The organism is Acinetobacter sp. S4400-12 (assembly GCF_024129495.1).
In the GTDB taxonomy this organism is placed as follows: Bacteria; Pseudomonadota; Gammaproteobacteria; order Pseudomonadales; family Moraxellaceae; genus Acinetobacter; species Acinetobacter lwoffii_C.
This window is the reverse complement of the sequence record NZ_JAMXYB010000003.1, coordinates 153,393-174,639: the sequence shown is the minus strand read 5'-3', so window position 1 is coordinate 174,639 and position 21,247 is coordinate 153,393. Positions and strand designations below refer to the sequence as shown.

Annotated in this window: 11 protein-coding genes, 1 tRNA gene, 1 pseudogene and 1 CRISPR repeat array; of the genes and pseudogenes, 6 read left to right on the top strand and 7 right to left on the bottom strand. The window is 39.9% G+C overall.

Going from position 1 to position 21,247, the window contains the following annotated elements; genetic code table 11:
* Positions 1-1,178 precede the first annotated feature (1,178 nt).
* Positions 1,179-1,569: pseudogene (locus NI461_RS03130) on the top strand (transposase domain-containing protein); the annotation flags it as partial.
* Positions 1,570-1,696: 127 nt separating this feature from the next.
* Here the strand turns inward: NI461_RS03130 and NI461_RS03125 are convergent.
* Positions 1,697-1,773 (bottom strand) — tRNA-Ile (locus NI461_RS03125).
* A 714-nt stretch (positions 1,774-2,487) separates the two neighbouring features.
* On the opposite strand from NI461_RS03125, the gene NI461_RS03120 reads away from it, so the two are divergent.
* On the top strand, positions 2,488-3,042 hold the full coding sequence (locus NI461_RS03120) for a 1-acyl-sn-glycerol-3-phosphate acyltransferase (RefSeq protein ID WP_151204736.1): 555 nt from the start codon (positions 2,488-2,490) through the stop codon (positions 3,040-3,042).
* Between the two features lie 234 nt (positions 3,043-3,276).
* A complete protein-coding gene (locus NI461_RS03115) occupies positions 3,277-4,026 on the top strand; it encodes a YebC/PmpR family DNA-binding transcriptional regulator (protein ID WP_151204737.1) in 750 nt (249 codons plus the stop codon).
* A gap of 71 nt (positions 4,027-4,097) precedes the next feature.
* Here NI461_RS03115 and NI461_RS03110 read toward each other — a convergent pair whose 3' ends face one another.
* Together NI461_RS03110 and NI461_RS03105 are read right to left on the bottom strand one after the other, a co-directional pair.
* On the bottom strand, positions 4,098-4,568 hold the full coding sequence (locus NI461_RS03110) for an Lrp/AsnC family transcriptional regulator (protein WP_151204738.1): 471 nt from the start codon (positions 4,566-4,568) through the stop codon (positions 4,098-4,100).
* A 198-nt stretch (positions 4,569-4,766) separates the two neighbouring features.
* The gene (locus tag NI461_RS03105) at positions 4,767-5,531 is read right to left on the bottom strand and encodes a glutathione S-transferase family protein (RefSeq protein WP_151204739.1); all 765 of its coding nucleotides are present in this window, start codon (positions 5,529-5,531) and stop codon (positions 4,767-4,769) included.
* 295 nt (positions 5,532-5,826) lie between these two features.
* Between NI461_RS03105 and ychF the strand changes: the two genes are divergently transcribed.
* The 3 genes from ychF to NI461_RS03090 all read left to right on the top strand — a co-directional run bounded on the left by ychF (position 5,827) and on the right by NI461_RS03090 (position 8,677).
* Positions 5,827-6,918 carry a redox-regulated ATPase YchF gene (gene ychF / locus NI461_RS03100; RefSeq protein ID WP_151204740.1) on the top strand — a complete coding sequence of 364 codons (1,092 nt, stop codon included), beginning with the start codon at positions 5,827-5,829 and terminating at the stop codon, positions 6,916-6,918.
* 222 nt (positions 6,919-7,140) lie between these two features.
* Positions 7,141-7,758, top strand: a complete 618-nt coding sequence (locus tag NI461_RS03095; protein WP_253156545.1) for a superoxide dismutase — start codon at positions 7,141-7,143, stop codon at positions 7,756-7,758.
* 220 nt (positions 7,759-7,978) lie between these two features.
* Positions 7,979-8,677, top strand: a complete 699-nt coding sequence (locus tag NI461_RS03090; protein WP_151204741.1) for a pirin-like bicupin family protein — start codon at positions 7,979-7,981, stop codon at positions 8,675-8,677.
* 77 nt (positions 8,678-8,754) lie between these two features.
* A CRISPR array of direct repeats spans positions 8,755-17,312; the repeat unit is 28 nt; unit sequence TTTCTAAGCTGCCTATATGGCAGTGAAC.
* A 131-nt stretch (positions 17,313-17,443) separates the two neighbouring features.
* Here the strand turns inward: NI461_RS03090 and cas6f are convergent.
* The 4 genes from cas6f to csy1 are packed head-to-tail and all read right to left on the bottom strand — an operon-like array spanning position 17,444 to position 21,239.
* Entirely contained in the window at positions 17,444-18,061 is a 618-nt protein-coding gene (gene cas6f / locus NI461_RS03085; RefSeq protein WP_174660027.1) for a type I-F CRISPR-associated endoribonuclease Cas6/Csy4, read from the bottom strand.
* A gap of 2 nt (positions 18,062-18,063) precedes the next feature.
* Positions 18,064-19,077 (bottom strand): type I-F CRISPR-associated protein Csy3, encoded by a 1,014-nt coding sequence (gene csy3 / locus NI461_RS03080; protein ID WP_253156543.1) that lies wholly within the window; start codon positions 19,075-19,077, stop codon positions 18,064-18,066.
* Between the two features lie 27 nt (positions 19,078-19,104).
* Positions 19,105-19,989, bottom strand: a complete 885-nt coding sequence (gene csy2, locus NI461_RS03075; protein WP_253156541.1) for a type I-F CRISPR-associated protein Csy2 — start codon at positions 19,987-19,989, stop codon at positions 19,105-19,107.
* A complete protein-coding gene (gene csy1, locus NI461_RS03070) occupies positions 19,989-21,239 on the bottom strand; it encodes a type I-F CRISPR-associated protein Csy1 (protein ID WP_253156538.1) in 1,251 nt (416 codons plus the stop codon). The genes csy2 and csy1 overlap by 1 nt, the downstream gene beginning before the upstream one ends.
* Between the last annotated feature and the right edge of the window lie 8 nt (positions 21,240-21,247).

The following is a 21,247-nucleotide window of genomic DNA, read 5'->3' as shown; positions in this document are numbered from 1 at the left end:
CAGAATTAGGTCGTCCTCATACCCAAGTTGTCACTTGAATTCTGTTCAAATGAGCAGAGTGTTGTCTTTTAAATCTTTGTGCAACAAAGCCATTTCATAATACTAAAGAAGATTTAAAAAAACCCAGAATAAAAACCATGGCATTGATTTATATGAGATATTTTTGATGAAAATATGGAACCACAAAAGTAAAATGAGTACCTTCCAAGGGACTGTCAATCTCATTATCTTCAACAGCACTCAGTTCGGAAGAATCGGTCTAACAAACCAAAATTCTTTATATACTTTCTATTACTTAATTAAAAAATATAAAAATTATAATTTTACTGTTCAAATAGAACCTCATTAAAAACCATTAAACATAATAATTAGACCTCTTGCGAAAGTATTATTTTGACTATTTTAGACTTTGATATTTATTTAAAAATCAAAGCTTACCACTGATTAAATTTTGACTAACGCAAGATATCTATTATATTTATTATTTTTTTGAAATATATTATTTAACTATACTCCTTAAACATCATTATTTAAAATCACAATATACTAGAGAATAAGATTACAATTAAAAATTTATCATACAGTTGACCTACTTCATTACAATAACACAATAACAGGTTAAGTTAATATATCAATTGGGTTTAATTTTTATATTTTATCAGCAGTGTAAAATATCCCTATAGCAGTATTAAAAGTAACCCAATAGTTAATATAACGTCATTTTAAAATACTCAAAAATTTTATTTTTAGTGCAAGAAGTAACAGTCCACACACCGTATAAACAAGGTTTATTATTTTAATTTAATAAATCAAAAACTTGTAGTATCTAAAAATACAATGCGTAAATATTTACAGCTCAAGTTCACACTACAGTATCGGCTTATAACCTAGAATATGTATTCTTGACTTATATAAACTTTATTTGCTCGAACGCATAAATGCTGTTTATCCTGAATGGATTCCTGCCGTTGTGTTCTACCAAGAAGTTTTAGAGTTTGAATATCTAGAAACGGTCAGAATCTTAAGGGAATATCTTGCAACAATATAATCAGTCACCAAACTTGAACTCTAACAGCTCAACTGTGTTAAAAAAAATATGGTTTTTGCCCCCGCTATGTAAGCCCTACTATGTACAGACCAAAGGCAAAGTTGAACGCTTTAATGAATACCTCAAATCAAGACTATATTAATGGCTCAACTAACACCATCTGACGCTGCTATCGGATTCCCTAACCGCTCTGAGGATCAACTACAGCCTAAAAAACTGGCAAGCACTCTGGCCGCTATCTGGTTGATGGTAACTTACCAATCAACATAAGAAGCATTGCTTCATAAGGGATCTAAAATCAGATGTGTTCCAGGGCCTTGGGACGTAATAACTAGTTATTTGCTGGCTCGATGAGCAGTTGTCAGCGAGCAGCTAATATCATACACCTGATTCAGTCAGCAAAGCTGAATGGACTGGATCCGCATGCCCAATTAAGTGATGTGCCGAAAAGGTTGCCGATACATAAAGTGACCCAGATTGAAGAATTACTTCCACACCGATGGAAACCCAACTCAAATTAAAAAATAGCTATGGGGTTTAGCGAATGCTTACAGAATAATGTTGATTTAAGCTGCTTACCATTTGCTTACCAGAATCTAAAAACAAAAAAACCACTTACGATTAGTACACGTAAGTGGTTGTTTTATATGGTGGGCCCAGACAGACTTGAACTGTCGACCAACGGATTATGAGTCCGCTGCTCTAACCAACTGAGCTATAGGCCCTATAGGCTGAATTTGTTATATATCAACAAGTTCAGTCGCAGAGAATAGTAGCGGAGATTATTTTAAAATACAAGCCTTTTTCATACCGCTTGCACATTAACGCAACAATTCAAATCAGCAAATTTCTCTAATGGATGAAAATTGTTGAAATGAAATGATTACTTATCGTTTTTAAATATTACTTAAAACATATAACTAAAGGATTAATGATAAAAAACTTTTATTTATAGGAATTTTAACACTTCACATGATTGAAATATGAAAGTTTTAAAATTAATCAAATTGCTTAATCCTCTTAGATTCCGTATAAAATTCAATCAAAGACCATACAATAACGAGTGCAAAAATGACAGATGCAAATAGAACAGCAGTAATATACGTCATTTTTTCTAGTCTCCCAGGGGCAATTTGTTTGAATAAAACTCAAAGCTCAACTTTTGAACCTACGACAAAAGTCTAATAAGATTCACGCTTTCTGAACAGCCCCTAAAAGACCTTTTTAATATATTTTTTATATCAACTCATATTTGTTTTATATTTAATCAATTATATTTATTACATCTACGTCTAAGTAAGATTCGCTTTTGGCGACTTCTGCCTTTTCCATACCTCTGCATTTTATTTGCATATTAACTCCACTTTTCTATTGACTGCACACCAAAACAGGCAGAAATTAGCACTCACTATTTCATAGATATACTTTGACTTTCTCTTATGCTGAACAAATTTCTTGGTGAATCTGCATTTAAACTTGCCGGTTGGCAATACCATGTGGAACCGAATGTATTGGAAGACAAACAGGTCATCGTTGGCTTTGAACATACTTCAATGCTAGACGCTGTACTTTCACTGGCACTATTTCAGATTTATGACCTGAAGATTCATACGCTAATCAAAAAAGAGTTATTTAAAGGACCATTGAAACCACTTTTAAAAGCCATAGGGGGTATCCCTGTTGATCGTCAAGCGAATAAAGATATTGTGAGCTTGATGGTGGAGCATTTCCAGCAGCATGAAAAATTTAATCTGGTCATTGCGCCAGAAGCAACCCGTGCCAAAAGTGCTGAAGTACGCAAACCGATCCGCACAGGTTTCTGGCATATTGCCAAAGCAGCCAATGTTCCCATTGTCTTGATGTATGCCAACTCAAAAACCAAACAAGGTGGTATTTTTGGAAAAATCTATCCGACTGAACTGTCTCATGATCTAGCTTTAATCAAGCAGCTTTATAAAGACCAGGTAGGGCTGGAGATTATTATTCCAGAATAAATACTGAGGCAGAGCTCATAAGCAACGACTTTCCCCCCTTACTGGGTTTGCCTCTCTATTTATATTATTTTCTGCCTTGTTTTTCGTTTCTGTTGCTATAGTTTTCCTTTTTAAGGATTTTTTCGACATTATGCTGAAATCTCAAATCTAGCCTCTATTTTCAAAAAAATACCTTATGGTAGAATCTGCCCAATTCGATAGGCATACAGCCGATCTACAAGGAGCATATTTCGCATGGCGGGTCATTCCAAGTGGGCCAATATTAAGCATCGCAAAGCAAAACAAGATGCTAGTCGTGGTAAGTTGTTTACCAAATATATTCGTGAATTGACAACTGCTGCTAAACTCGGCGGTCCAGATGTCGGCAGCAACCCTCGTCTACGTGCTGTAGTGGAAAAGGCATTATCTGTGAATATGACACGTGATGTCATCAACCGTGCAATTCAGCGCGGTGCAGGCGGTGAAGATAATGACGATCTAAAAGAAGTCACTTATGAAGGTTATGGCGTAGGCGGCGTTGCCGTGATTGTAGAGACCATGACTGATAACCTGAACCGTACCGTTCCGGATGTCCGCCACTGTTTTTCTAAAACAGACGGTAATCTCGGTACAAATGGCTCGGTTGCGTTCCTGTTCACCAAACGTGGTGAAATTTCTTTTGAAGATGTGTCTTTAGAAGACCAGATTATGGAAGTTGCACTTGAAGCAGGTGCAGATGACATTGAAGTGGATGAAGATCAGATTCTGGTCATCACCACGCCAGAAGCCTTTGGTACGGTACAGGATGCTTTATCCGCTGCTGGCTTAAAGTCTGACAATGCAGAAGTGGTGATGAGTCCTTCAACCAAGGCTGAAATCACGGACATTGAACAAGCGAAAAAAATCATGAAAATGATTGATATGCTTGAAGATCTGGATGATGTTCAAAACGTGTATACCAACGTAGAATTCTCTGATGAAGTATTAGCGCAGCTAGATACTTAATAGGCTTTAGAATAAAAAACGCACCTTCAGGTGCGTTTTTTATTGAAACTTGTTAGAAATAATTGGATATTTTAAACTTTGTTTAATAGCCCACTACAATTAAAGACATTGTATTCCTTGATCACAAAACTGGAATGCAGAGCCACCACATGCTCGATCTTGCCAATTTTATTTAACAAGATTTCACTGTAGTTTTCCATATCACGCGCAACCACTTCTACAATAAAATCGGCTGATTGTCCCGTCACGAGAAAAGCATGAATGACCTCAGGAATATCTTCCAACTCTTCCAGAAATTTGGCAAAAGTATCACTATCATGTTTGCTTAAAGAAACTTGCAACAGCACATGCAGGCTAAAGCCAAGCTTTTGATAATTAATCTCCCGCTTCAAACCACTCATAATATTCTGATCAATCAGATGCTTGATACGGCGGTGTACGGAACTAACTGACAGATTTACTCGCTCCGACAGCTCATTCAGGTTAATGTCTTCATGGGTTAAAATTTCCAGAATATGTTTATCGAAACGATCCAGCTCCATATTTATACTCTTATCTATCTCTTTAGAAATGCAGGATTAACTTTAAAAAATCCTACACAACATTTCGGTAATTTTCACAAGATTTGCTTATTTTGAAAATATTTTTGGAATAACCAGTAGCTTTCAAGATTTTTTATATCTTACGATTTGAATCTTAAAACTTTGCTGTCATTTAATATACACAGAATATAACTCAGGCTATACTCCACGCCAGTCGACCCGCGCACAACGTTCAGTCCGGTAGATCCGGCAGATATATTGTCCAAGGGGTAAGTCTTCCAGATACTGCTGATATTCACGGTATTCTTCGGAGAGATTTTCAAAGTTTTCTTTTTCCCAAGGCGTACCGGGAATGGCCAATAAAGGGGCCAGCATCGAACACACGGCAATATCCGCCAGCCCCAAACGTGAACCCACAAAATATTGTCCACCCGCTTGCACCAGCAAGGCATTGAGCCGCTGTACCGCAACATCAATCTGCTGTCTAGACTCCGCCACTGTTTCTTCATTCAGCGCATAGCCTCTGGCCACCACCGCTTTTAAAAGAGGCCGGGAGTATTTTTCAAACTGACGTAAATAACCTTGCTCACCAATTAAAATATCCATGGATTCATCATCATATGCCAAAGCCTGAGCCAACATCCAGCGTCTGACATGCCGCCCTAGCTCCAAGGTCATTTCATTAATATTTAAACTTTGCTGGCGCCATGGGCCTTCTGGGTACAGCAGGCCATGTTCCGGATAGGCATCATCTAGATATAGTGTAATCTGGGTGGAATCGGCAATCCACCGGTCCTGATCACGCAGAATTGGCAGGCGGTTTTGTCCGGTTTTCAGTCGGGCAAATGCCCGATGTACCCCGGGAATCAGGTTCTGTGCAACATAGTCCAGCTCTTTATGGTCCAACATCCAGCGCGCTTTTTCACAAAAGTGAGATAAAGGAAACTGGTATAGAGTTCGCATGCATGCTCCGTATATATGCCAAGATGAGGACTATTTTCGTCTAATGGTTATTCCAGCTACTTTAGACATTCGCCTGTTTAAAAACAATGTGATTTTTATTTAAAATTAACATCATGAGGGTCAAGCCGCTCTTGTTAGGCCAGCATCTGCTTATTTTCCTCTGGTTTTTTCGATTTATCCAGACTCTATCAAAAATGGTCCGATTGCAATAAAGCTAATACACATCACCTGACTTTGGTGCGGCTTTCATGTAAAATCACAGGCAATTTTTATATAACGCTTTGTGAGTTATTTCATGGGTTTTAATTGTGGTATTGTAGGCCTGCCGAACGTTGGTAAATCTACGCTTTTCAATGCATTAACTAAAGCTGCTATTGCTGCAGAGAACTTCCCATTCTGTACCATTGAGCCCAATACAGGTATCGTGCCTGTACCGGACATGCGTTTAGACAAGCTTGCTGAAATTGTAAAACCACAACGCGTTATTCCAACCACGATGGAATTTGTGGACATCGCAGGTCTGGTGGCAGGCGCATCGAAAGGTGAAGGTCTGGGTAACCAGTTCTTGGCCAATATCCGTGAAACGGATGCAATTGCACATGTAGTTCGCTGTTTCGAAGATGAAAATGTCATTCATGTGAATGGTAAAATTGATCCTTTAGATGATATTGCGACCATTAATACCGAACTGGCCCTAGCTGACCTTGAAACAGTGACCAAAGCTGTCACCCGTCTGGCCAAGTCTGCAAAAGGCGGCGATAAAGAAGCCGTTGCGACCAAAACCGTACTTGAAAAAATCCTGCCTTTGCTAGATGAAGGCAAGCCTGCCCGTGCTGCCGATCTGGATGATGATGAACGTAAACTGGTTCGTGGTTTTGGTTTATTGACATTAAAACCTACCATGTATATTGCCAACGTGGCTGAGGATGGTTTTGAAAACAACCCGCACCTGGATGCAGTACGTGAACTGGCAAGTACGGAAAATGCAATTGTAGTGCCTTTGTGCAACCAGATTGAAGCTGAAATATCACTGCTTGAAGATGAAGACCGCAATGAGTTCCTTGAAGCACTTGGTATGGAAGAACCTGGATTAAACGTGGTTATTCGCGCAGGTTATGCTTTGCTTGGCTTGCAGACTTATTTCACGGCAGGCGTACAGGAAGTTCGTGCCTGGACTGTAAAAGTAGGTGCAACTGCTCCTCAGGCCGCAGGAGTGATCCATACAGACTTTGAAAAAGGTTTCATCCGTGCTGAATGTATTGCTTATGATGATTTCGTACAGTACAACGGCGAAGCAGGTGCCAAAGAAGCAGGTAAATGGCGTTTGGAAGGTAAAACCTATATCGTTCAGGATGGTGATGTTCTACATTTCCGTTTTAACGTGTAATTGATTTTTAAGCTTAAGTTTTTCATTGTTTTTAATTAAAACCCCTTTCGAGGGGTTTTTTTATGGTGTGAAGAAAATATCTTGCACAGCAGGTTAGCATCTGAACAAAGACTTAACGCACCGCAACACTAGTGATAATAATTCTCATTGTACTTTATCAACTTCAGGCGTATTTTATTTCTTAGTCCAATCCGCAACCTGGTGACACTGAGGAACAATAAAATGAGCTATGTACTTCCGCCACTGCCCTATGCTTATGATGTACTTGAACCTCATCTTGATGCCAAAACTATAGAGATCCATCACAACAAGCATCATCAGACTTATATCAATAATATTAACGCGGGTATTGCAGGTACAGAATGGGAAGATTTGTCTGTTGAAACACTGGTAACAAAATTCAATCAAGTACCAGAACCTTTAAAAAACAATGTCATTAATAATGCGGGCGGTCATGCCAACCACTCTTTTTTTTGGAGCATCATGAGTCCTGAAGGCGGTGGTCATCCCCAAGGGGAAGTTGCACAAGCTATTGATACAGAACTAGGCGGTTTTGAAGCTTTTAAAAAGGCTTTGACCAAAGCTGCACTGACACGTTTCAGCAGTGGCTGGGCATGGCTAAGTGTGGCACCGGATAAAACAATCATTATTGAAAGCAGTGCCAATCAGGATTCTCCACTGATGCATGGCAATATCCCTATTCTTGGACTGGATGTCTGGGAACATGCTTATTACTTGAAATACCAAAACCGCCGCCCTGAATATATTGCTGCTTTTATGAATGTCATAAACTGGAAAGAAGTGAATTGCCGCTATCTTGAAGCCCTAAACACGCCTTAATCTGGAAGGAAGATAAAGAATGACTACTCGCCGCACCCGAATCAAACGGATTATTGGCAGCTCTCTGCTGCTTTGCGGCGTGTGGGTAATTTTGTTTGAATATCTTCCCGGATCATTGTTTTAAAAACCAAACGATCTGTCGCTTAAATGATATATCTCCAGCACAGTTAACAACACTACAATAGCAGCATATTGAATAATCAAGCTAAGGATAAATATCATGAAGGCTTTTTTACATCCGAGTGAAAACCGTGGTCATGTGAAAATGGATTGGCTGGAGTCTAAACACAGCTTCTCCTTTGGTAACTGGTATAATCCGAAATATATGGGCGTTAGTGTATTACGTGTTATCAATGATGACCTGATTAATGCTCATCAGGGTTTTGGTCAGCATCCACATGACAATATGGAAATTCTGACCTGTGTTTTAAAAGGTACCATTACCCACAAAGACAGTATGGGCAATCATGGCGGAATTTCTGCTGGTGAGTGGCAGCTGATGAGTGCCGGCACAGGTGTACGTCATAGTGAGATGAACCAGGGTGGTGAGCAGGTGCATTTATTGCAGATCTGGATTGTGCCTAATGAACGGAATGCCGAACCCAGCTATCAACAAATTAAATGTGATCCGCACGAGCAGCCCAACCAATGGCATTTGATTTGTGGACCAAATGACAATGCGCCTATGCATATCCGCCAGAATACTGAAGTCAAAACTGCAGTGATTCACAAAGGGCAAAGTCTGGAGATTGAAGCAACACAGCAGGTGAATTATGTACATGTGATTTCCGGTTCAGTCCAGATTGCAGAACATACTGTAGCGGCTGGTGGTGCAATTGCTTTCATTGAAGCAAGTCAGATTAAAGCGCTGGAGGATGCTCAAGTGATCTGGTTTGATTTACCAGAAGCCAACCACTAGCCCCTACTCAGCTCAAAGCATATGGTGAGTGATTCAGGTGATCAGTCACCATTTTTAAAAATGGTAAGCAGGTTTAAGATTTAAACTGCCTATATGGCAGTGAACCACGAGTTTTGCGAACAATAAACAAGTAGCAATTTCTAAGCTGCCTATATGGCAGTGAACTATCGCCAGATTGGTGAAAACCTGTGGGCAACTTTCTAAGCTGCCTATATGGCAGTGAACTAATCACTGTATTGATACTTTCCTTTCCGACTTTTCTAAGCTGCCTATATGGCAGTGAACACTCCTAAAGAGGCTGCTTTTGATTTTATCAATTTCTAAGCTGCCTATATGGCAGTGAACTCAAATCGAATGCGCAATTTATTTCCGTATCGTTTCTAAGCTGCCTATATGGCAGTGAACATTCGTCAACAGATAAAACACTAATTTTCACTTTTCTAAGCTGCCTATATGGCAGTGAACGCTTCTGAAAGAGCAGACTCGCCCGAATAAAATTTCTAAGCTGCCTATATGGCAGTGAACCGAGCCTAAAAGCATTTGAAGCAATGCTGACTTTTCTAAGCTGCCTATATGGCAGTGAACTTTGGATAGGTGTTTGCAGCAATGCCATACTTGTTTCTAAGCTGCCTATATGGCAGTGAACTAGCGCGTCAAAATGCTTTTGCTATGATGAATTTTCTAAGCTGCCTATATGGCAGTGAACTTTTTCCAAGTCTGGATCAATGCCGATAATCATTTCTAAGCTGCCTATATGGCAGTGAACGTTACATCTTGTCCAATGAACTCAGGGGCGTTTTTCTAAGCTGCCTATATGGCAGTGAACATTCAAGCGCAGATAAAACACTGACGATTAGCTTTCTAAGCTGCCTATATGGCAGTGAACAGCTATCTATCCCGCCTGAGTTGCAGCCAGAGTTTTCTAAGCTGCCTATATGGCAGTGAACCGTTCCTTTTGCCTGGTACACATGCTTAACCTTTTCTAAGCTGCCTATATGGCAGTGAACAACGATCAGGAACAGACGGGCGTTTAGATACATTTCTAAGCTGCCTATATGGCAGTGAACCGAACATCTTTAAAGTAAGGTTGGCTTGAGTATTTCTAAGCTGCCTATATGGCAGTGAACTCACTCATGAAAGAGAAAGTCACAAGACTTGATTTCTAAGCTGCCTATATGGCAGTGAACAGGCTCAGTCTATTTTGGCTGACATTGCCAATTTTCTAAGCTGCCTATATGGCAGTGAACGTATGACGGCTCTAAATTGTCAGTTCCAGCTCATTTCTAAGCTGCCTATATGGCAGTGAACATGAGAATAATAAAGTCGTATCTCATGATGATTTTCTAAGCTGCCTATATGGCAGTGAACAATGTTCATACCATTCGCATCAGCAGTTACAATTTCTAAGCTGCCTATATGGCAGTGAACAACGGTGTTTCTAGCCCCACCAATCCTTTACATTTCTAAGCTGCCTATATGGCAGTGAACTGGAACTGTCCAGTCGAACTCATAACCAAGCATTTCTAAGCTGCCTATATGGCAGTGAACTTTTGTCGGAAGCGATTTGGATACCGTATGACTTTCTAAGCTGCCTATATGGCAGTGAACAGAGTTGTTTTTAACTCCGTAAAAATCTCGCATTTCTAAGCTGCCTATATGGCAGTGAACGTTTGGTTATTGAGTGCGAGTCTACTGTGCATTTTCTAAGCTGCCTATATGGCAGTGAACGGGGTGTCTGTCACTTTGGAGAATGGTCAGCCTTTCTAAGCTGCCTATATGGCAGTGAACTATCTAAACGACCATCTGTGCTGACACGTTTTTTTCTAAGCTGCCTATATGGCAGTGAACATGGGCCTGCAACTGCATAGTCCTCTTCATTCTTTCTAAGCTGCCTATATGGCAGTGAACTCGGTTCCATAAAAATCAGCCATCTGCTCAGTTTTCTAAGCTGCCTATATGGCAGTGAACAAGTATCAACACTTTTCATATCAGCCCTCTCATTTCTAAGCTGCCTATATGGCAGTGAACTTGGGTTTTGTAGAAATAGCCGTTTTTGTCTTTTTTCTAAGCTGCCTATATGGCAGTGAACGTCAATCAGCATGGCGTTCGCTTCTTTTGTGATTTCTAAGCTGCCTATATGGCAGTGAACTTGAATAGCCTTTGGTATTTTCATAATGTCGTTTTCTAAGCTGCCTATATGGCAGTGAACAACTACCATTTTCCTTTATTGCAAATGACAAATTTCTAAGCTGCCTATATGGCAGTGAACTCGGGTGCTTTGTTATTGACTTTGCCATTGTTTTTCTAAGCTGCCTATATGGCAGTGAACCGAAACGCTATGAATGCAATCTTTGCCGAACTTTTCTAAGCTGCCTATATGGCAGTGAACCAGGTTCAGCTATTGTCAATTCTGCAACAACATTTCTAAGCTGCCTATATGGCAGTGAACAAGCGCTGGGACTATTAAGCGATTTGAAGGCCTTTCTAAGCTGCCTATATGGCAGTGAACAGGCTGCCCTGATTGATTAAAGTTTTTGAGTTTTTCTAAGCTGCCTATATGGCAGTGAACACTGTGTCAGTTTTGGCAGTTTGATTGTTCCATTTCTAAGCTGCCTATATGGCAGTGAACACTGTGTCAGTTTTGGCAGTTTGATTGTTCCATTTCTAAGCTGCCTATATGGCAGTGAACGAAATGCAGTGACCCACTATTTACGCGAAGCATTTCTAAGCTGCCTATATGGCAGTGAACAGCAAGACAGACACGGTAAACACTCAGACAATTTTCTAAGCTGCCTATATGGCAGTGAACTTTGTGGGGATTGACTCGTATTACTACCACGATTTCTAAGCTGCCTATATGGCAGTGAACATATCGACTTCAAAATCTGGCTTGGTCTGATCTTTCTAAGCTGCCTATATGGCAGTGAACACGACGTCTATTTCACCGAGTCTCGCCTGATTTTTCTAAGCTGCCTATATGGCAGTGAACAGCCAAGCTGATATTATCCGCGCCACTGGTGCTTTCTAAGCTGCCTATATGGCAGTGAACACACCAGTGATGCCGCTGTTGATTTGGCAAGCTTTCTAAGCTGCCTATATGGCAGTGAACATGTTAATGTTGATGGAAATAGACATGTTCTCTTTCTAAGCTGCCTATATGGCAGTGAACAGAGCGAGCTATCCGAGTTAGACGATCAGTAGTTTCTAAGCTGCCTATATGGCAGTGAACCCCCAACAGTTAATGGTGTTACTGTTACGGTTTTTCTAAGCTGCCTATATGGCAGTGAACCTGACCCTGCTGTGCCTGCTGGCGCTAGGGATTTTCTAAGCTGCCTATATGGCAGTGAACGAAGTCATCAACAAGATTTACGCGCTGCATGATTTTCTAAGCTGCCTATATGGCAGTGAACCGCAATCCGAGCCAAAGAGACCGCATTCAAGATTTCTAAGCTGCCTATATGGCAGTGAACGATTAAATCCTGCCGACCATTAATGTACTGATTTTCTAAGCTGCCTATATGGCAGTGAACTGTATATTGGAGAATGTTTTAACTGTTCAGTTTTTCTAAGCTGCCTATATGGCAGTGAACTTGCTAAATTGGGAAATGATTGATCTTGATTGTTTCTAAGCTGCCTATATGGCAGTGAACGATAAGAACATGAAGGATTTTGATGTTCAAAATTTCTAAGCTGCCTATATGGCAGTGAACTGATGATTCTTATATTGATGAATATCAGAATGTTTTCTAAGCTGCCTATATGGCAGTGAACGTGGTCAAGATAGCTTTATGCCTGGTGGTGGTTTTCTAAGCTGCCTATATGGCAGTGAACACACTGGTCAACCTGTCATTCGACTTGAAGAGTTTCTAAGCTGCCTATATGGCAGTGAACCCAAAGCCACAGCAGAGATAGACCTAACAACTTTTCTAAGCTGCCTATATGGCAGTGAACTTACTGTTCCGACATACAAAACTGTTTCTGATTTTCTAAGCTGCCTATATGGCAGTGAACAATGATGGCACGTTTTATGTAAAGTCAATCAATTTCTAAGCTGCCTATATGGCAGTGAACATGACGAAACCCTGTGGAAAAAAATGTGGTCCTTTCTAAGCTGCCTATATGGCAGTGAACTGTATATTGGAGAATGTTTTAACTGTTCAGTTTTTCTAAGCTGCCTATATGGCAGTGAACTTGCTAAATTGGGAAATGATTGATCTTGATTGTTTCTAAGCTGCCTATATGGCAGTGAACGATAAGAACATGAAGGATTTTGATGTTCAAAATTTCTAAGCTGCCTATATGGCAGTGAACTGATGATTCTTATATTGATGAATATCAGAATGTTTTCTAAGCTGCCTATATGGCAGTGAACGTGGTCAAGATAGCTTTATGCCTGGTGGTGGTTTTCTAAGCTGCCTATATGGCAGTGAACACACTGGTCAACCTGTCATTCGACTTGAAGAGTTTCTAAGCTGCCTATATGGCAGTGAACCCAAAGCCACAGCAGAGATAGACCTAACAACTTTTCTAAGCTGCCTATATGGCAGTGAACTTACTGTTCCGACATACAAAACTGTTTCTGATTTTCTAAGCTGCCTATATGGCAGTGAACAATGATGGCACGTTTTATGTAAAGTCAATCAATTTCTAAGCTGCCTATATGGCAGTGAACATGACGAAACCCTGTGGAAAAAAATGTGGTCCTTTCTAAGCTGCCTATATGGCAGTGAACTTAATCATGTGTACCAGGCAAAAGGAACGGCTTTTCTAAGCTGCCTATATGGCAGTGAACGGCAATGGTTTATGGTGTTGGCATTAATGATGTTTCTAAGCTGCCTATATGGCAGTGAACGGGAACGGATTGCTAGCAAACTTGGCGAACAATTTCTAAGCTGCCTATATGGCAGTGAACGCATCATCACCAGTTAAGTCCCGCAAAGCATCTTTCTAAGCTGCCTATATGGCAGTGAACTGGGTTTGTTCAACCGTGCATGGGCGCGCTCATTTCTAAGCTGCCTATATGGCAGTGAACAGGCAACTCGCGTATTCGGTGCAGCAGGTCATTTTCTAAGCTGCCTATATGGCAGTGAACTCATGTTCATCTCCATTTTAGCTTGTTTGCTTTTTCTAAGCTGCCTATATGGCAGTGAACTTGCCTGGTACACATGCTTAACCTGGGCCATATTTCTAAGCTGCCTATATGGCAGTGAACTGTGATTCTAACTTTGACTGCTGAGCGGTTAATTTCTAAGCTGCCTATATGGCAGTGAACTTCTTGTGGAAATGCTACGAATTATATTTTTTTTTCTAAGCTGCCTATATGGCAGTGAACGAGTTGATTCTCTCGAAACTTTTTCTATTAGGTTTCTAAGCTGCCTATATGGCAGTGAACAATTCAGAACCAAGCCATTATAATTGGGCTGATTTCTAAGCTGCCTATATGGCAGTGAACCGACCATACTTCTATTGACGTTGATATTGGGTTTTCTAAGCTGCCTATATGGCAGTGAACTTCATATAGGCCTGCTAAATCAATACCAAATTTTTCTAAGCTGCCTATATGGCAGTGAACTCACTGAGGATCTGAAGAGGATCTATGGCCCATTTCTAAGCTGCCTATATGGCAGTGAACAAAAGGAACGGCTGGCTAACGCCACTATACAATTTCTAAGCTGCCTATATGGCAGTGAACATCTGTAATAACCCCATCAGACGTTACTTTATTTTCTAAGCTGCCTATATGGCAGTGAACAAAGAATGAGTTTAAGCGTTGCTCCTATTACTTTTCTAAGCTGCCTATATGGCAGTGAACGAAGAGGTCACAAAATTCATGGATGTGGTGCATTTCTAAGCTGCCTATATGGCAGTGAACGAGGATGCTGTGTTCAACAATTTGAACATTTCTTTCTAAGCTGCCTATATGGCAGTGAACTCAGATTTGTTGATTTGCATACAAGCCATAAATTTCTAAGCTGCCTATATGGCAGTGAACTTGATGAAAATGGACAACCTCAAAAAAATGTATTTCTAAGCTGCCTATATGGCAGTGAACAATTTATAGGCTTTTTGATAGTTTAGCTGTAGTTTCTAAGCTGCCTATATGGCAGTGAACAATAAAACAACTCAACAACCTCTTGGCACTATTTTCTAAGCTGCCTATATGGCAGTGAACCCAAATAACCAATCCTCAACTACCAATGTTGATTTCTAAGCTGCCTATATGGCAGTGAACTATTTCGCTATATGGTGAATCATGTAAGAGTTTTTCTAAGCTGCCTATATGGCAGTGAACTTGTTAATCTCCGAAATTATCTTTTTGTAAAATTTCTAAGCTGCCTATATGGCAGTGAACATTGGCTTGTATTGTCCCATGCTGATGAAAAATTTCTAAGCTGCCTATATGGCAGTGAACTGCTCAAAGCCATCTTTTTTTGCTTCTTCTAATTTCTAAGCTGCCTATATGGCAGTGAACGAAAAGTATCCGCAATTCTTTCCGACAGGGAATTTCTAAGCTGCCTATATGGCAGTGAACCGGATGTTGATGTGATGGTGAGTATCACCAAGTTTCTAAGCTGCCTATATGGCAGTGAACAATATCAGCAATCGTGTCATCGATCTGCTCAATTTCTAAGCTGCCTATATGGCAGTGAACTTATAGGAAATCTAGGAGTTATTTTATTAGGGTTTCTAAGCTGCCTATATGGCAGTGAACGCCTGCCTGCGTATAACAGTGCATTCTTGACATTTCTAAGCTGCCTATATGGCAGTGAACGTTCCATTATTAATGATATTAACCACTTTGGTTTTCTAAGCTGCCTATATGGCAGTGAACGAAATGTATGCAAGCAACTCCGACTATGCGTCTTTCTAAGCTGCCTATATGGCAGTGAACCGACACGATTGTTTTTTGTATTTTCTGATTAATTTCTAAGCTGCCTATATGGCAGTGAACGCCATCACTGTCACAGCTCGACTGGGATGTTTTTTCTAAGCTGCCTATATGGCAGTGAACGTGTACAACTCTAGGCTCACAACGAATATATTTTTCTAAGCTGCCTATATGGCAGTGAACCGTATCGAGTTAGAGTTGGCGGCTATAATATTTTTCTAAGCTGCCTATATGGCAGTGAACCAATAGAATACAAAGTCCACTTTTTTTCGCTTTTTCTAAGCTGCCTATATGGCAGTGAACAACCTAAGTGGTTTAAGGATCTTGAACTTAAATTTCTAAGCTGCCTATATGGCAGTGAACCGCTAAAAATATCCTCATGAATTTCTCCATTTTTTCTAAGCTGCCTATATGGCAGTGAACCAGGATACAGGATATATGCCACGTTCGCGCGTTTTCTAAGCTGCCTATATGGCAGTGAACCCAGCAGTGGGCGCGGCGGCAGCAGCTTTGCAGTTTCTAAGCTGCCTATATGGCAGTGAACTCCGATGTGACATTACCGCGTGTGATTTCAAATTTCTAAGCTGCCTATATGGCAGTGAACCATCCAGAGTGCGAATACCTGCAATCGCTTTTTTTCTAAGCTGCCTATATGGCAGTGAACCTAGTCAAAACTTAAACGCACCGCGCCGGAGATTTCTAAGCTGCCTATATGGCAGTGAACGATATAGCTCAATGCAATCAATCTTTGCAATGTTTCTAAGCTGCCTATATGGCAGTGAACCGGCATACTCTAAGGCTTATGACGCTGTGGTTTTTCTAAGCTGCCTATATGGCAGTGAACCACAAAAATACCAACGTGCGAATCCTTGCGATTTTCTAAGCTGCCTATATGGCAGTGAACTGATTCTATCCCTATTCAGATGGATACAAGTTTTTCTAAGCTGCCTATATGGCAGTGAACTAGCTTCTACTGTTGGTAGATTTACTCCTACGTTTCTAAGCTGCCTATATGGCAGTGAACTTGCTGTTCTTCATACTTAGCTACAAGTTCAGTTTCTAAGCTGCCTATATGGCAGTGAACATGGGCCAACAAGGCTGTGGCTTGGAATATTTTTTCTAAGCTGCCTATATGGCAGTGAACTCTAAAAGGGGCTATCTATGAGCAAGATTTTATTTCTAAGCTGCCTATATGGCAGTGAACGTGCCGCTAAATCAAAACCAGTTTAATGCTTTTTTCTAAGCTGCCTATATGGCAGTGAACGAGATATTGAAAGCCTTCTTCCTAGAGGGACATTTCTAAGCTGCCTATATGGCAGTGAACACAATATTATCGCTGACATGGCGAAGCATACATTTCTAAGCTGCCTATATGGCAGTGAACGTTCGATGACCCAAATGGTCAAAGATGCGAAATTTCTAAGCTGCCTATATGGCAGTGAACCTAAAGAGTATCTATTAAACATTGGTGTACAATTTCTAAGCTGCCTATATGGCAGTGAACACTCCCTGCGTCCTTGTTCACTAGAATGCATATTTCTAAGCTGCCTATATGGCAGTGAACGATGGCAGATCTCTATACCATTACAACGGTGCATTTCTAAGCTGCCTATATGGCAGTGAACAGCATCTTCAACCGTACCACTGAACATCTGGCTTTTCTAAGCTGCCTATATGGCAGTGAACATGGTACGACAACATCGTTTCAGCTTTATAAATTTCTAAGCTGCCTATATGGCAGTGAACAGTAATTTTACAGCAAAAAATAAAGTTATAACAGTAAGTTAAACCTTTAAATCCACAAAAGACCCAAGTTTCAACCTACCGCTATAACTTATTGATTTTATTAAACTGTTAAAGAGTGAAAAAATATTGGGTTAAAATTCGGGTACAGATGACACCGAACTTAAACCATAAGTACTAAAAACCTGAGTTTCAGATTTTTCAGCAGGTCGCTTTTCAATAAATAATTTAAAACGCTTCTTATCCTGTTCATTAGAAGTGCTTAGGCTGAGCATTTGAATATAAGGTAAATCCGTAGTTGTGATAAATTTTTGATAATGTGCTAAAGCATTTTCATAACTATAACGTCCCTTATTTGCCTCATGACGTGCCAAGCGTTCAGCATTGGTTTTAACCTGTTTACGACTATATATTGCATAGCCCCTCACTTTAGTTTCAGGTACTTCGCGAATCGAAGTAATATGCAAATAATCAGTTAAACGGTCTAGCCATTTCTTTATATCTAACCTTTCCAAATCAGCTTCTGATTGAGCAAAAACACGTAATTTATCACCTAAATGAGCTTTAGCTTTTTGACTTCCAATCTTTTCTTCAAAAACATACTTTGGAAAAGCCACTCCTATATTGACCTTATTATCAATATTTTTATTTCCAGCCAGAGCAATATGCAGCTGTGTAAATAGCTTTGACCAAATAAAATAAGGAGAAATCTCAGCCTGATCAATCAGTGTGATTTCCTGAAAATATTTCATGATCAATCCTTTCCACTTTGCCCAAATACACCACCACGCACTAAAACTGCCATGACATAGTGTTCTTGGTCAGTATTTTCCAAAGTTTCACCCAACGCATATTTATCAAATAGCGTGAAGAAATCTTTTTTATCTTTTGGAGTACGATAAGCTTTACCTAAATTTGTCACTGCACCATAAGGCTCAATTGCAATAGCAGTTTTCTTCTCATCAAAGTCAGGATACCAAGTATCAATGGTTCGCAAAGCGTTCCCGACTTTTTGAGAATGCATGGCAGCAACATCATTGACATGGTAAAGAATTTTACTTTTTGTACCCTTCCCTTTATCCAAGACTAGCTCTTCACTTGGATAAACCTCCTGTGCTTTTCCAACCAGAGCGTAAGCTTCTATTTTGATTAATAAATACGGCAATTCACCTTTAAGTGCTTGCGCAATTTGATCAGCAAGTACTTGTACTTTTGCATCGACATGTTCAAAATCATGCAATGAGTACTCAAGCGCATTAAAAGTGATTGCATCCTGATTATTCACCTGGACCACTACTTCGACTTTTTCAGCGCCAACACGGTTACGCCATAAAAAACGTGCATTGGCAATATTTAAAGCATAGCGCTTTGCAAGTTCAGTAAAGCCATATTTTTCAATATAGTTTTTGGCAACTGTCTGATAAGAATTTAAAAAAGTTTCGTTATTACATGCCGATGGATTTTCAATTCCACCTAAAACCTTCAAAGTAAAAGCAACTTTCAACGTATCCTGATTTTCACCCAATGCACATGCATCTACGGTTTGTAAGTTTGCTTTTTCAACTTCTGCATTTAATTTCATTGGGTCACCTGCCACTGCAGGTTTTAAACGATTTGAAATTGTACCGCGTACAGATTTTTCAATTAGTTTTAAAGCTGTTTGTTCTGTACGATTTTCCCAAGTTGTTCCATAAAAATATCCATCAGATGGAACAAGTTTCTTTTCAAATGCCAGTACACTCGCTACTGCTTTTTCATTTTTAGCCATGAGTTTGATCCCCTTTTTAATACCCAGTTAGTTTGTTGTAAAGTTTTGGCAAAGATATAAATTATTTTCAAGATCAACATGATATTGCCATAATAGTTGATCAATACTTTCGATACGGTAAGGCATTTTAAATTCCCCAAGCGTGATGACACTTTCAGCAAAACGATGTGGTGTATTGGCATCTCGTTGATTTTTTGCTTGCCCCAATTCAGAAATACCCTGAAAACCGACTGCAATGGGTACGAGCCAGCCCTGTGCTTTTCGCTTTGAAGTCCAAGTCACTTTGTCATGATCATCGATAGTTGAACTATGGGTCACTTTTAGATAATCCAATACTGCATCTAAGGCATCTTTCCCTTCATTCATGCTTTCAATGACAAGATCACGGCGTTCAATCAGCACATGTCCAAGCATTAATTTATTCAGAATTAGACGCAGTTCTTTATCTATAGAAGCTTCATCATCAAAATTTAGAATTTCACATTTTTTGACAGCCAGAACATCTCCACTTGCAAACTTCATACTGATCACAAGCTGATTGACCAAATTCAAAAACTCATCTTTTTCATCAGGATCAATATTTTCACATTCAATCAAAAGAGAGACTTCCAAATGACAGCGTGCTTCTTCAATAAATGCAGGACGGCTACCATCTTTATCTAAAGGATTTGCAGTACCAATAATCGAATGAACAAAGTCCCCATGCCCTTTATAAGTTTGTAAATTAAATTCATGACAGGTAATTGCGAGTTTAGTTAACTCAACATCATGATTTTTTACTTTTAATTTACGCTGAAGCGCATGAACTGCTCCCAACCATGCCGTCATCGCAGGAAATCCGATGGTATAAGGACTACTCATTGCATTGGCATTATGAATTTTAAGATGCGGAATCAACAAAAATTGGCGCATTAGAAAAACTCCTGCACTTTATTTAATGCTTTTTCAACACGTTGCTTTACCTCTACCAGCTCACCTGTACCTAATTTATAGGCATCATTAATGACTTTTTCATAACTGCGTAAAATCCAGCGCGCAATTTCTTCACCTACCTTTTTTCGCCACTCACCCTCTTCCTGACGCTGTTCTGCATAGATGTTATCTAGCCAGATACGCTGTAATTTCGGTAAGCTTGTGTAGTAATCCTGATTTGACCAGCCCGCATCATAAGATTCACGTATCTTGAATGCCTGTAAAAGAACTTGATCAATGGCGTACTGAATAATGTTTCTAATTGCGGTACGAATATCGATATTATTCAAATCAAGCTGCATGAATTGATGCAATTGAATAAAGCCTTCCTGAAAATTTCTCCGATATAAGCACTGTGCAAAAAAATCAGTTTTAGGTAATCTCACAGTTCTTTTTTCCAACATAGGCGGATAACTTGGCAGTAAATAAGCTCTTCCCGCATTTTGACTATTTAATACACTCACGTTTTGCGGTTGCGTACCACCATATGCCGTCACCGTAAGCTCATAAATATCGGCATAACCTTGTTCATCATGCTCATTCTTTTTCCTATTTTCTTTTGCATTTTTTGTAGCATCAGAAAAGCGCGCTGCATCAATCGCTTGCTTCAGTTTCGTAATCAAACCTGATGGTGTTAATACTGATAGCAGATGATAGTCGGCATCTTCTATTGGAAAATAAACTTGCTTAATCAAATGGTCGGTTTTATTGGAATGATCACCATTTTTAATGACTAAAAAAGCTTGTCGTAAGGTCTCGAAGTCCAAAGAAGCTTGTTCAAGCTTCTTCCTGAGTTGCGTATCTTTCTGCTCAAAACCATCTAAAACCGTATGCTGTTCAGTTAAATCAAGTGATAAGAATTTAAATACATCCATTGCAGCAGCATTGCCGAATACATCCAATGGGTAATCCACATTCCCGCTACGCCAATAGCCATCTGCTTTGTATTTCGCCTGAGCAATGACACTTGAAGTCTTCGCACTTGGATGGCTGAATTTACTTGGATGGCTGACCATAGAAAGTTGCGCCACTCGTTTGGCAGCATCAGGCAACCATTCCTGCAAACTGAATTTATCATGTGCCTGTTGCTGTAATTCAGCGATTACTGCTTCATTCTCCGCTTTCTTTACACGGTCTTTTAACCAGAGCTCTTTGCGCTCATTTAAAAAGGCATCAATATTTGCCGTCATACTTCCCC